General features: G+C 66.6%; 10 protein-coding genes and 3 pseudogenes. 7 read left to right on the top strand and 6 right to left on the bottom strand.

Annotated elements, in window-relative coordinates:
* Positions 1 to 203 (bottom strand): annotated as a pseudogene (locus A5702_RS03555) (hypothetical protein); the annotation flags it as partial.
* A gap of 114 nt (positions 204 to 317) precedes the next feature.
* Between A5702_RS03555 and A5702_RS03550 the strand changes: the two are divergent.
* Together A5702_RS03550 and A5702_RS03545 are read left to right on the top strand one after the other, a co-directional pair.
* Positions 318 to 851 (top strand): DinB family protein, encoded by a 534-nt coding sequence (locus A5702_RS03550; RefSeq protein WP_197506492.1) that lies wholly within the window; start codon positions 318 to 320, stop codon positions 849 to 851.
* Between the two features lie 107 nt (positions 852 to 958).
* Positions 959 to 1,249 carry a hypothetical protein gene (locus tag A5702_RS03545; RefSeq protein WP_068218317.1) on the top strand — a complete coding sequence of 97 codons (291 nt, stop codon included), beginning with the start codon at positions 959 to 961 and terminating at the stop codon, positions 1,247 to 1,249.
* Here A5702_RS03545 and A5702_RS03540 read toward each other — a convergent pair.
* Both A5702_RS03540 and A5702_RS03535 read right to left on the bottom strand, forming a co-directional pair.
* Positions 1,246 to 2,025: an alpha/beta hydrolase gene (locus A5702_RS03540; protein ID WP_068218314.1), complete on the bottom strand. Its 780-nt coding sequence runs from the start codon at positions 2,023 to 2,025 to the stop codon at positions 1,246 to 1,248. The two genes, A5702_RS03545 and A5702_RS03540, sit on opposite strands and share 4 nt — an antisense overlap.
* A 61-nt stretch (positions 2,026 to 2,086) precedes the next feature.
* A complete protein-coding gene (locus A5702_RS03535; protein ID WP_068218311.1) occupies positions 2,087 to 3,157 on the bottom strand; it encodes an ATP-dependent DNA ligase in 1,071 nt (356 codons plus the stop codon).
* A 26-nt stretch (positions 3,158 to 3,183) separates the two neighbouring features.
* Here A5702_RS03535 and ligD point away from each other — a divergent pair, with 26 nt between their 5' ends.
* Positions 3,184 to 4,218 carry a non-homologous end-joining DNA ligase gene (gene ligD, locus A5702_RS03530; RefSeq protein WP_068218308.1) on the top strand — a complete coding sequence of 345 codons (1,035 nt, stop codon included), beginning with the start codon at positions 3,184 to 3,186 and terminating at the stop codon, positions 4,216 to 4,218.
* Positions 4,219 to 5,136: 918 nt separating this feature from the next.
* Positions 5,137 to 7,131, top strand: a complete 1,995-nt coding sequence (locus A5702_RS03525; protein WP_068218323.1) for a glycoside hydrolase family 172 protein — start codon at positions 5,137 to 5,139, stop codon at positions 7,129 to 7,131.
* Here the strand turns inward: A5702_RS03525 and A5702_RS03520 are convergent.
* Together A5702_RS03520 and A5702_RS03515 are read right to left on the bottom strand one after the other, a co-directional pair.
* A complete protein-coding gene (locus tag A5702_RS03520; RefSeq protein ID WP_156669470.1) occupies positions 7,118 to 7,879 on the bottom strand; it encodes a rhomboid-like protein in 762 nt (253 codons plus the stop codon). The genes A5702_RS03525 and A5702_RS03520 overlap by 14 nt on opposite strands.
* Complete coding sequence (locus A5702_RS03515) at positions 7,876 to 9,192, bottom strand: diaminopimelate decarboxylase (RefSeq protein ID WP_068218305.1); 1,317 nt, start codon at positions 9,190 to 9,192, stop codon at positions 7,876 to 7,878. Before A5702_RS03515 ends, A5702_RS03520 begins: the two co-directional genes overlap by 4 nt.
* 207 nt (positions 9,193 to 9,399) lie before the next feature.
* Between A5702_RS03515 and A5702_RS03510 the strand changes: the two genes are divergently transcribed.
* Both A5702_RS03510 and A5702_RS03505 read left to right on the top strand, forming a co-directional pair.
* Positions 9,400 to 10,233: a mycofactocin-coupled SDR family oxidoreductase gene (locus A5702_RS03510; protein WP_068218320.1), complete on the top strand. Its 834-nt coding sequence runs from the start codon at positions 9,400 to 9,402 to the stop codon at positions 10,231 to 10,233.
* An 8-nt stretch (positions 10,234 to 10,241) separates the two neighbouring features.
* Complete coding sequence (locus A5702_RS03505; RefSeq protein ID WP_068218302.1) at positions 10,242 to 11,444, top strand: cytochrome P450; 1,203 nt, start codon at positions 10,242 to 10,244, stop codon at positions 11,442 to 11,444.
* A 6-nt stretch (positions 11,445 to 11,450) separates the two neighbouring features.
* Here A5702_RS03505 and A5702_RS03500 read toward each other — a convergent pair.
* Positions 11,451 to 11,840 (bottom strand): annotated as a pseudogene (locus A5702_RS03500) (TetR/AcrR family transcriptional regulator); the annotation flags it as partial.
* 1 nt (position 11,841) lies between these two features.
* On the opposite strand from A5702_RS03500, the pseudogene A5702_RS27220 reads away from it, so the two are divergent.
* A pseudogene (locus A5702_RS27220) lies at positions 11,842 to 11,994 on the top strand (TetR/AcrR family transcriptional regulator); the annotation flags it as partial.

Genomic DNA, 11,994 nt, shown 5'->3' with positions numbered 1-11,994 from the left:
CCGATGACATCGGCGATCAACAGCTTGTACGCGGTGAAGTTGCCCTTCTTTTCGCCGTCGAACCAGACGTGGGCGTCGCGGTACTTCTGATTCGGCGCGTCCTCGGCCCCGGCCCACTTGCGGACCCGCTTTTCGGCGGCGTCACCGTCCCACTTGCGGTCGCGATCGGCCAACGGCAGGTCCTGGAAAGCTGTCACGGACATGTACGTTCGCGTGCCCGCCGACGGCGGGTGTTAAACGTGCGGGTCATGTCCGCATCCGGTGCGACGGATGGCCGATGATGGAGGTGTTCGCGTCACTACCCGCCGGGGCAAGGTATGCCACAACCGATCGATCGCGCGGCCATCGCCGCCGAACTCGAGCGGGTGCGCGTCGATTTCCGGCACCTGATCGAGCTTGCCGACGACCAGGATTGGACCAAAGCAACAAAGGGCACCAGGTGGAGCAACGAGGAGCTGCTGTTTCATATGGTGTTCGGATACATGGTGGTGCAGCGCCTGCTGTTGCTGGTCCGCGTGTTCGGCCGGCTCCCCGGTTCGCTTAGCCATGGTTACGCACGCCTCCTGAATTCGGTGACGCCCACGTTCGACAAGATCAACTTCTACGGATCGCGTTTCGCTGCCCGCGTCTACAACCGAAAGCGGATGGCCGCCAAGTTGGACCGGGTGATCGATTCGCTGCAACGCTCGTTACATCGGGCACCGGAGGACGCCCTGCGGCGCGGCATGCACTTTCCCGGCAAATGGGATCCCTACTTTCACGACTACATGACGCTGGCGGACGTATACCGCTACCCCGGTCATCACTATGACCATCATCGGCGGCAGCTGACGCTGACGAAACTGGCCTAGAGCCGGGCCGGCACCGTCCCGAATTTCCGGTAGTAAACGACGTCGAAGAAGCGGTAGCGTCGTTGGTGCAGGCTGGGTGTCGACGGTATTCGTGACGGGAGACAACCATGAGGCGTGGCGTCGTCGGAGGATTGGCCGCCCTGCTGGTGGCCGCCGGGTCGATCACCTCGGCGCCGCCGGCGAGCGCCGGCTGCCTGTACGGGGGGCCCGTTCTGAGCAAGTGCGATGGACCCGTCCAGCCGGACGGCAGCTGGCAACGGTGCGTCGCGGTTACCCGCTTGGTTCCCAACGGCGCCAGCTCATACCTGGTGCCCGATAAGCGTTGCGATGTAATGGGTCCCGACCAGCGCCCCGCGGATCTGGCCTTCGCCGACCCGCCGAACCACATCGACGGCTAAGCGAACACCTGGTTCCTGGCAATCCAGTCATCGATCACCCCCACGGTGACGGGCAGCGCCGCGCCCGAAAACACCATGTGGTCGGCGGCGGGTATCTCGACCGACGAACCGCGTTGATACCGGGCCGCGGTCCGGCGCACGACTCCGGCTGGCACGATACGATCGCACTCGCCCCCTATCACCATCACCGGACCGGTGACCGTCGCGAAATCGACGACGGTGGCCTTGGAACGCTTGGTCACCGCCATGGCCATCTCGCAAAACGCTCGCCCGGATTCGCAAACCAAGCCGTCATATATCTCGCGGGCGACGACGTCGGTCTGCGTGTTGGCGATCCATTGCCGACACCGCTCCAGTGGCGGGGGATATATCGGCTTGGACCAGGGGCGCGCCCGCAACAACGACGGCAGCGACATGCGCACGTTCGTCGGAGTCGTGCCAAGGATTCCCGCAACCGAGGCGGGACATGCCGCCACCAGCCCGGCGTGGCGCGTGCGCGCCGCTACCACCTGCGCCAGTAGGCCGCCCATCGAATGACCGATGAGAAGCGGTGGGGAATCCAGCGAATTGACGAAGGACACCAAGTCGTCGGTGTAGTCGCGAAGGCTCAGCGACGCGATCTGTTCGGCGCCCTCGTGCAAGGGCAGCTCGTGATGGCGCAGGGTCGGTGTGTGGGCTCGGTAGCCTAATTCTTCGAACGCGGTGCGGGCGGGGGTCAGCTGCTCACCCCGGCTCCACGCGCCGTGGATGAGAACGACGTGCTTCGTGCCGGGCATGAAGCCAAGAATGACAGTCGAACCGCCCGACGGTGGCGCATTGGCGCGACGAGTGAGCCCGCTAGCCCGCTCCCAGGCCGGGCACGATGTCGCCGAGGCTGAAGGTGACCGGCTGTTCGAGCTGTTCGTATGTGCAGGAGCGGGGCTCGCGGTCGGGGCGCCACCGGTTGAACTGCGCGGTATGCCGAAAGCGCCGGCCCTCCATGTGGTCGTAGCGGACCTCGACCACGCGCTCGGGTCGCAGCGGCACGAACGAAAGGTCCTTCCCGGCGTTCCAGCGGGAGAATTCGTTCTTGCGCGGCGTTCGTTCGCCCGCTTCGTGGGCGGCCCAATTCCACGGATGCGCGTCGAAATCGGTGACCAGCGGCTGCAATTCGGTGAACAGGCGCCTTCGCTCGGCCATCGGGAAGGCGCCGATCACCCCGACGGAGGCGAGCTGGCCGTCGTCTTGGTAGAGCCCGAGCAGCAGCGAGCCGATCGCGTCGCCGCCTGACTTGTGCACGCGATAACCGGCGACCACGCAGTCGGCGGTGCGCTCGTGCTTGATCTTGAACATGACCCGCTTGTCGGGCTGGTAGGTCCCCGTCAGCGGCTTGGCGACGACACCGTCGAGGCCGGCGCCCTCGAATTCGTCGAACCAACGCTGCGCGAGCTCGATGTCGGTGGTGGCCGGCGTGACATGGATCGACGGGCCCGAGCCTGCCAACGCATCGACGAGCGCGGCGCGTCGCTCGGTGAACGGTCGCCGCGTGTAATCGTCGTCCCCCAGGGCGAGTAAGTCGAACGCGATGAACGACGCGGGCGTCGCCTCGGCAAGCATGCGCACCCGCGAATCCGCCGGGTGGATCCGCTGTTGTAGGGCCTCGAAATCCAGGCCGTGGTCGGTGGCGATGACGATCTCCCCGTCGATGACGCAGCGCTGGGGCAGCTCAGCCCGCGCCGCGGCAACCAGCTCGGGGAAATAGCGCGTCATCGGCCGCTCGTTGCGACTGCCCAGCTCCACTTCGTCGCGATCACGGAAACAGATGGACCTGAATCCGTCCCATTTGGGTTCGTACGACGCTTCCGGCGGGATCGACCGCACCGACTTGGCCAGCATTGGCGACACCGGGGGCATGACAGGTAAGTCCATAGCCCGATTGTGCTGGAATCGTTGGTATGGCAGCTGCAGAGGAGCTCGACGTCGACGGTGTTGCGGTGCGCCTGACCAACCCGGACAAGGTCTATTTCCCCAAGTTGGGCGCAAAAGGGACCAAGCGACGGCTAGTCGAGTACTACCTCGCGGTCGCGGGCGGCCCGATGCTGGACGCGCTGCGCGACCGGCCGACCCATTTGCAGCGCTTCCCCGACGGCGTCGACGGCGAGGAGATCTACCAGAAGCGGATTCCGCAGCATCATCCCGACTATCTACAGACCTGCCGGGTCACCTTCCCCTCGGGACGCACCGCCGACGCGCTGAAGGTGACGCACCCGTCGGCCATCGTGTGGGCGGCACAAATGGGCACCGTCACGTTGCACCCGTGGCAGGTGCGCTGCCCGGACACCGACCATCCCGACGAATTGCGCATCGATCTGGATCCGCAACCCGGCGTCGGCTTCGAGCAGGCGCGCACGGTCGCGGTGGACGTGTTGCGACCGCTGCTCGACGAGCTCGGCCTGGTGGGGTACGCCAAGACATCGGGCGGCCGCGGCATCCATGTCTTTCTGCGGATCGCGACCGACTGGGATTTCATCGAGGTGCGCCGCGCCGGCATCGCCCTGGCCCGCGAGGTAGAGCGGCGCGCGCCCGAGGCCGTCACCACGTCGTGGTGGAAAGAAGAGCGTGGCGAGCGCATCTTCATCGACTTCAATCAGAACGCCCGGGACCGCACGATGGCGTCGGCCTACTCGGTGCGGCGCACCCCGATCGCGACGGTATCGACGCCGCTGACGTGGGACGAGCTGGCCGGGGCCGAACCGGACGACTACACCATGGCGACGGTTCCCGACCTGGTGAAGGGCCGCGAGGATCCTTGGGCGGCAATGGATGACGTGGCGCAGTCGATCGCGCCGTTGCTGGAGATGGCCCAGGCGGACGAAGAGCGCGGCCTTGGCGACCTGCCCTATCCACCGAACTACCCGAAGATGCCGGGTGAACCCAAACGCGTTCAGCCCAGCCGTGATACGGACCTCAAGGGAGACAAGGCCAAGTGAGATCGTCGCTGTCCGGCCGCCGATGAACCGGCATTATGGGGCCACAGAAACCGTTGTGGCACAAGCGTTCTGGGCGGCTCCCTAGCCGAGAGAGCCGTACGCTACTGGCACGTCATGCAACCGCGTTGCAATCGGCAGGCCAAATCGTGAGCCGTACCGAGTAGGACGTGCCAGTAGCGCAACCCCGAAAACCGGAGGCGCTCCTACGGCACGCAGACAGCCGGTGGTAGGCATTCGATGGTGACGGGGAAAGTGCAGCCCGACGCCCCCAAAGCGGTGGCGGCCAGGACTAGTCCGAGGACAACTTTGTACTTCAAACGAGACATGCCCACTCCGTTCGTCGAGAAGAAATGTTTCGCCCGAGGAGCGTAATGTTACGTGAGTGCAATGCGGAATACCATGTGATTCAGCAAAATTGCGCCGGTTTACGTTATCGCCTTGGCCGTAGCCGGCTGGCTCCGCCGAGCCGCATAGAAGGACGCCCTAAGCGCGATTTGCATTCATCCCGCAATATCTTCCGCGCGCGCGTTGGGCGCGATAGTATGGAACGGCGCACGAACGGACCTGCATTTCTGACAATGCAGGGCGATGCGAAATGTGCTCGGGGGAAACGATATTCGGGCCAGCCGCTTAGAAAGCGGCTGATACTCGCCTCTCCCGATTTTGTCATGGCCATTGCGAGCCCGTCTGCTGGGCGCGTAGCCTTTGCTGAGGAGCAACTCGAACGCGCCGCGGGATCAGCTCGTGCCAGCTCCGAACCGCGATGCGCGAACTGCCAACACCTTGAATGCATTTCGGACCGCCGGGCCATTCTGCACGCGTGATTATCGGGTTCCAAACCTGGTCAACCCGGCCTAGAAAGTAAGCTTCGTTGTCATGTCGGTGGCTCCTCGTGCATGGCTCGCGGCCGCCGTCGTCATGCTGCTGACGGTGGCGGGCGTCGCCACCGCGGCGGCCACTCCCGCTGAGCCGCCCGGCGACGGTCCGGCGGGAAGGCTGATCGGCTGGGACACCTACCGCCGGCTGGACCGGCTACCGTATCTGCGCACCGACACCCAGGCCCTCCAGCTGTCCAGCTTCGATCGCAGCGGCGGTGATTTCGACCTCTCCACGGGAAATCGCAACGGGACCGGGGGGTGCCTGGCGTCCGGCGGCGCCGGCTGTGTCGTCGCGGAGGATCACGGTGCGGGCGAGGTGGATTCGATCTGGTTCACCCGCGACGGCGGCGACGTGACCCGAATCGGGAACATCCGCATCGAATTGGATGGACGGACGGTGATCGACGCCCCCTTGCAGTCCGTGGTCGACGGGGCGCTGGGCGCACCGTTCGAATGGCCGCTGGTGGCCAACGCGGCACAGTCGCCGGGCGGGGTGTACATCAAGGTTCCGATGCCCTACCGGCTTTCGATGCGGATCAGCGTGGCAGCGCATCTGGAGTACTACCACGTCGACTATCGCCAATTCTCCACGGGCGAGGGCATCTCCACCTTCTCCCTCGCCGACCCCGCGCTGGACGTCCTAACCACACTGCGCGCCGCGGGCACCGCTGACCCCAAACCGGCGGCGCCCGCGGCGGTTCACGACGATCGCGCCGTCGAGATTCCCGCCGGGGGCGGGGTGAGTATCGCGGAATCGACCGGCCCGGGCAGCATCTCGGAGCTACGCGTGCGACTGCCCCAACCGGCGGATCAACTCCTCGGCGGCCTGCGGCTGCAGTTGGATTTCGACGGGCGGACCATGGTCGACTCCCCCCTCGGGGAGTTCTTTTGCGCCGGATTGGGCACCGACACCGTGCGGGCGCTGATGTTCGCCGCGATCCCGCAAACCGGCGGACCGTTGTTGTTGTCCGCGTGGTGGCCCATGCCGTTCGCTCATGACGCCCGCATCTCACTGGTGAACACCACCGGCGAACCCGTGGCGGGCATCGACACCGCGGTGACGTCCACTCCCGACGCCCAGTGGGCGTCCGCGCTGGCGAGCGGGCGGGCGGGGTATTTCACCGCCCGCTCGCACGCCGCGCCGACAATGCCGGGCCAGGATTGGCTGTTCGCCGACGAACCGGGCCACGGCAAGTTCGTCGGCGTCAGCCACACCATCCGGGGATCCCGGATCAAGACCGCGTTCAGCGACGGTGCCCCTTACTTTCTCGAAGGCGCCGAGCGGGTGTACACCGACGGCGCCGCGTCGCCCCAGTGGTATGGCACCGGCACGGAAGACCTCTACGAGGGCGGCTGGTATTTCAAGGACGGCACCCGCTTCAGCGACCCGCTCACCGGCCAGCCCGATCGGCGCACGGCGACCGACGGCTGCGCGGATTACTGCGTGGCCGTCTACCGGCTGATGCTTGCCGACGCCGTCGATTACCGTTCTGCGATCCGTTTCGGCATCGAGCACGGCAAGCGCAACATGGTGCAACCGGACTACAGCTCAACCGCTTTCCTCTATACGCAACCCAACGACACTCTCGCTCAGGGCGACGACGTCCGTCCCGGTGACGCGGTCAGTCGACTTCTGCACGGCTACACCGACGCCGACGACACGGACCAGCTTTTGGTCAGCGACTACGAGGGCGCCGACGACACGCATCCGATCGTCGGGTCGGTCCGCGCCACCAACGCGCCGATCACGTTCCACGTGGAAACCGACCCGGACAACCGAGGTGTCCTGCTGCGTCGCACCTCGGATCAAGCCGATGGTTTCCAATCGGCGGACGTCGCCATCGACGGCGTCCCCGTCGGCAACTGGTTACAGCCGCGCGCCAACAACTTTCACCGCTGGCTCGATGACACGTACCTCTTGCCGCAATCGGTGACTGCGGGGAAAGCGCAGCTGACAATCACTTTGACGCCGGTGCCCGGCTCTCCGCCCTGGACGGCGAGCCGCTACCAGGTCGAGACGATCACGCAGCGGTAGAACGCATCACCCGACTGGCCAGGAGCGTGGCGATCAGCACCCCGGTCAGCCCGGCGGCGGGCGCCACCGACGACGACCAGCCCGACAGCACGAAATAGCCGAAGGCGGCGCCAACGACAAGCAACGCCGCATGCACGGGAGTCCAGCGCGCGATCGCGGGCAAGCGGAGCGACAAGCCCATGCCGAGGAGAAGCGCCAGCACGTGACCGAACGCCGTGAAGTCCGCGTCGGCCGTTGCCACCAATGCGATGCCGAGCCACCAACCGATCCAGGCCGGCCGCCAGCGCAACGGAATCGACGTGGTCAGGGCGCCGAGCACGCACACCGCGCCGTAGCTGATCCCGACGTCGGTGGCGCGCGCCACCGAGAACGGCAGCCATCCCGTCTCCACCGCGGCGACCAGACCCACCGCGACGATCGCGGTGGCGCCGATGTGCCCGACCGCGAACGTGATCAGCAAACCCCTTCCGCGCCAGATGAGTTCGCCCAGCGCCAGCAAGCACACCAGCCCCGGAAGCCATAGGTATACGTCGCCGCCGTCGCTGACGAACGCGCTACCGACCAAGGAACCCAAGTGGCCGTGCGCCAGGTTGTGCAGGTTGGTGCTCATTTCCCGGACCACAGCGGCGCGCGTGTGGGCACCCAGTGCCGTCAGGGTGACCGAGACCGTCAGCAGCAGCACGGTGTACGCCGCCGTCACCCGCAATCGGTCGGCGCGGGGACGAACCTCCGTGCCGGACAGCATCATTGACCGGTCCAGCCGCGATCGCGGGCCAGCAGGTCGGCCACCGTTTCCCGGCGGACCAGTTCGCGAGGCGAGCCACCGGAGACCGCGACCAGCGGCGGGCGACCGAGCAGACTGCGGCTGGATTCCGTCGAATGTTGATAGGCGCCGGTGCAGGCGACCGCCAGCAGGTCTCCGGGCCGGATGTCGGCGGGCAACTCGATGCCGCGGGCGATCTCGTCGCCGACACCATGCCGGCCCACCACGGTGACGGGTGCGGTCGCGGTCGGACGGTGGCGATTGGCCAGCGCCACCGTGTATTTCACACCTCGGCTTGCCGCTTGGGGCATGTCGCCCGTGCCGCCGTCCACCGCGACGAACGTGTGCCCGCCGGGCTGGCGCTTGACGGCGATGACCCGGCACAGGGTGATTCCGGCGCGCGCGGCGATCGCCCGGCCCGGCTCGATCACGATCTTCGGGCGCGGAAAGTCGTGCTCCGCGCAGGCGGAATCAAGCGCCTCGTCGATGGTGGACCCGAGCGACCGCAGGTCTAGCTCCGCGTCGCCGGACAGGTAGGGGATCGCGTGCCCGCCACCGAGGTTGAGTTCGCTGAGCACCACGCGATGACGGTCGCGGACCTCGGCCATCAGGCCGATCGTCTGCCGGATTGCGTCGCCATAGACCGCGGGGTCGGTGAGCTGCGAGCCGAGCCGGAATTGGAGCCCCACCAGGTCCAGCCACGGCTGATCCAGCACACGCCGAAGCGCACCGGCCGCCTGGCCCCCCGATAGCGCGAAGCCGAATTTCTGGTCCATGGCCCCGACGTCGGGGATGACCCCCAACAGGACGCGCTGCGGATGACGCACCCGGCAGGCGAGCAGCGAGACTTCGCTCGGGGTGTCGATGACGATCCGCCCGACGCCGGCCGCGACCGCGTCGTACAACTCGGCCGCCGTGATCACGCCGTCCAGGACGATGCGCGACGGCGGGACGTCGGCGGCCAGCGCGGTGGCCAGCTCGCCGGCCGAGCAGACGTTCACGCCGGCCCCTTCGTCCGCGGCCCACCGGGCCACGTCCACGCTCAATAAGGCCTTGGCGGCGTAGATCAGCTCGGCGTCGGGGAGCGTGGCGCGATAGCAGCGGATGCGCGCCCGGAAATCCTCCTCGTCCACCGCGTAGGTGGGGGTGCCGAACTCCGCGGCGATGTCGTCGGCGGCCACGTCGCCCACGCAGAGCCGGCCCAGGTCGTCGACGTAGGCGCTCAGCGGCCAGATCGCACGATCGAGGTGCGGGTTCTGCCCGTGCCTCAGCGATGGCAGCAGCTCGAAGAGCGTCATGCCTCCACGGTGCCGGGCCGATCGCGGGCGTGCCGCGTTCTTAACGAAGCTTTCACACCCGGGCCGCAAATCTTCACAGGTTTGGAACACGGGGCGCGATCGAGGCGCTTCGCGGCGGCGTCTTGACTAGCTCCTCTCCACGCTGCTAGACATGGGTGCGCCGGGAAATTGGGCGATCGCCCAAATTGGCTGCGCATGGAGGTGGCGATGGGCCGGATGGATGGCAAGGTCGCATTCGTGACCGGTGCCGCGCGCGGGCAGGGCAGGAGTCACGCCGTCCGCCTGGCGCGGGAGGGCGCCGACATCATCGCCGTCGACATCTGCCGCAAGTTCGAGGCGTCACCCGCGGACGGCACCACACCCGAAGACCTCGACGAGACCGCCGGCTTGGTCAAGGACGCCGGCGGCCGCGTCGTCACCGCCGAAGTGGACGTGCGCGATTTCGACGCATTGCGGGCCGCCGTCGACGGCGGCGTCGAACAGTTGGGGCGACTGGATGTCATCGTCGCCAACGCCGGCATCGGGACGACCGCGGGAAAGCTGCACAAGACCGATGAGGCGCTGTGGCAGGAGATGATCGACGTCAACCTCAGCGGCGTGTGGAAGACGGTAAAGGCCGGCGTCTCACACATCCTCAGCGGTGACCGCGGCGGCTCGGTAATCCTGACGTCGTCGGTGGCCGGGTTCAAGGCCTATCCGCACGTCGGCCACTACGTCGCGGCCAAGCACGGCGTGATCGGCCTGATGCGTTCCTTCGCAGTCGAATTGGGCCCACGAATGATCAGGGTCAACGCCGTCCTCCCGACCCACGTGAACTCGCCGCTGCTGATGAACGAGGCCACGTACCGCGCGTTCAGGCCGGAATTGGAAAACCCCGGACCCGAAGACCTCGCTCCGGTGTGCCAGAGCTTCCACTACCTGCCCATTCCCTGGGTGACGCCCGAGGACATCAGTAACGCCGTGCTGTTCCTGGCCTCCGACGAAGCCCGCTACATCACCGGCGTCGCGCTCCCGGTGGACGCCGGCAGCTGCCTGAAATAGAGAAAACCATGACCGTCGCCAACGACACCGATGTCTACTACGACCCCTATGACACCGGCATCATCGCCGACCCGTACCCGACCTACGCGCGGCTGCGCAAAGAGGCGCCCATCTACTACAACGAGCGCTACGACTTCTGGGCGCTGTCAAGGCATTCCGATGTCGAACGGGCGCTGGCCAACTGGGAGACGTTCTCCAACAGGCGCAGCGACATCCTCGAGCTCATCCAGTCGAAGTTCGACATGCCCGGCGGGGTGATGATGTTCCAGGATCCGCCCGAGCACACCAGGCTGCGCGGCCTGATGTCTCGCGTGTTCACCCCGCGCCGCATGGCCGAACTGGAAGACCAGATCCGGCGGTACTGCGTGCGGTGCCTGGATCCGCTCGTCGGGTCCGAGTCATTCGACATCATCGCCGAGCTCGCCTCCATGATGCCGATGCGGGTGATCGGCATGCTGTTGGGAATCCCGGAGTCCGAACAGGTCTCGGTGCGCGACGCCAACGACGCCAACCTGCGCACCAAGCCGGGGGCACCGATGAAGGTCGCCGACGCCGACGCGATCGCCGACGGCCGGATCTACGCCGACTATGTCGAGTGGCGGTCCAAGAACCCCTCCGACGACTTGATGACCACACTGCTCAACGTCGAGTTCGACGACGAGAACGGGGTGCACCGAAAGCTGACCCGCAAGGAGGTGCTGCACTACACGCAGGTGGTGGCCGGGGCGGGTAACGAGACGACCGGCCGGCTGATCGGCTGGTTGGCCAAGGTGCTCGCCGAGCATCCCGACCAGCGCCGAGCCGTCTATGAGGACCGGTCGCTGTTGACCCGGACCGTCGACGAGACGCTGCGATTCGAACCGACGGGGCCTCATGTCGCCCGTTGGATGGCAAAGGATTTCGAGTGCTACGGCACGACGGTGCCGGCCGGCAGCGCCATGCTGCTGCTGTTCGGCGCCGCCAATCGCGATCACCGCCGCTACACCGATCCCGACACCTACAACATCCGTCGCGACAACATCTCGCACATCACCTTCGGCAAGGGCGTGCACTACTGCCTGGGCGCCAACCTCGCTCGCCTGGAGGGCCGGGTGGCGCTGGACGAGATCCTCAACCGCTGGCCCGAGTGGGGGATCGACTACGACACGGCGCAATTGGCGTCGACCTCAACCGTGCGGGGCTGGGAACGGCTGCGAGTCGTGTTGCCCTGAAACGGGTTAAACCGGCCTTTCGAATCGGTCGATGACCCGGTTCACCAGCGCGACGGCCTCGAGGTGGCCGGTCGTGGCGCCCAGCGCCTGCTCCAGGATCAGCATGCGACCGACGGCGGCGATGATGACCGCGATGCCGGCAGGCGGGAAATCGGCCGTGTCCAGATCCTGTTCGCGGACGATGGAATCGAGCGCGGCGGTCTGCATCTCGCGCCACCGCTGGAACCACGCCGCGATCTCGGCCCTGATCTCCTTGCGATGATTGGCCAGTCCCATGAATTCCAGCAGCAGGCGGGTGTCCTTCGGCTCGATGAGCGTGCCCCAGAAGGCGTGCAGGGGGTGGTCCGAATCCAGCGCCCGTTGTTGGCGGTCCAAGTACGCGGCGGCGCCGCGCCGGGTGGCGGCAAAGGCCGGCGTGAAACCGGCCCTGGTGCATTACTACTTCCCCACCATGGACGAGCTGTACCTCGACGTGTTCCGGCGCGGCGCCGCCACGGAGATCGCCAACACCGGGCGCTGGATTCGGACCACCCCCTGCACGCCTTCTGGG

This window comes from Mycobacterium sp. E3339, from assembly GCF_001666915.1.
Lineage (GTDB): Bacteria > Actinomycetota > Actinomycetes > Mycobacteriales > Mycobacteriaceae > Mycobacterium.
This window is presented reverse-complemented; position numbering and strand designations above follow the sequence as displayed.

Excerpts from the sequence above, each read along its gene's own strand:
- A5702_RS03550 (WP_197506492.1), top strand. The coding sequence starts at position 318 with ATGCCACAACCGATCGATCGCGCGGCCATCGCCGCCGAACTCGAGCGG.
- A5702_RS03545 (WP_068218317.1), top strand. The coding sequence starts at position 959 with ATGAGGCGTGGCGTCGTCGGAGGATTGGCCGCCCTGCTGGTGGCCGCC.
- A5702_RS03540 (WP_068218314.1), bottom strand. The coding sequence starts at position 2,025 with ATGCCCGGCACGAAGCACGTCGTTCTCATCCACGGCGCGTGGAGCCGG.
- A5702_RS03535 (WP_068218311.1), bottom strand. The coding sequence starts at position 3,157 with ATGGACTTACCTGTCATGCCCCCGGTGTCGCCAATGCTGGCCAAGTCG.
- ligD (WP_068218308.1), top strand. The coding sequence starts at position 3,184 with ATGGCAGCTGCAGAGGAGCTCGACGTCGACGGTGTTGCGGTGCGCCTG.
- A5702_RS03525 (WP_068218323.1), top strand. The coding sequence starts at position 5,137 with ATGCTGCTGACGGTGGCGGGCGTCGCCACCGCGGCGGCCACTCCCGCT.
- A5702_RS03520 (WP_156669470.1), bottom strand. The coding sequence starts at position 7,879 with ATGATGCTGTCCGGCACGGAGGTTCGTCCCCGCGCCGACCGATTGCGG.
- A5702_RS03515 (WP_068218305.1), bottom strand. The coding sequence starts at position 9,192 with ATGACGCTCTTCGAGCTGCTGCCATCGCTGAGGCACGGGCAGAACCCG.
- A5702_RS03510 (WP_068218320.1), top strand. The coding sequence starts at position 9,400 with ATGGGCCGGATGGATGGCAAGGTCGCATTCGTGACCGGTGCCGCGCGC.
- A5702_RS03505 (WP_068218302.1), top strand. The coding sequence starts at position 10,242 with ATGACCGTCGCCAACGACACCGATGTCTACTACGACCCCTATGACACC.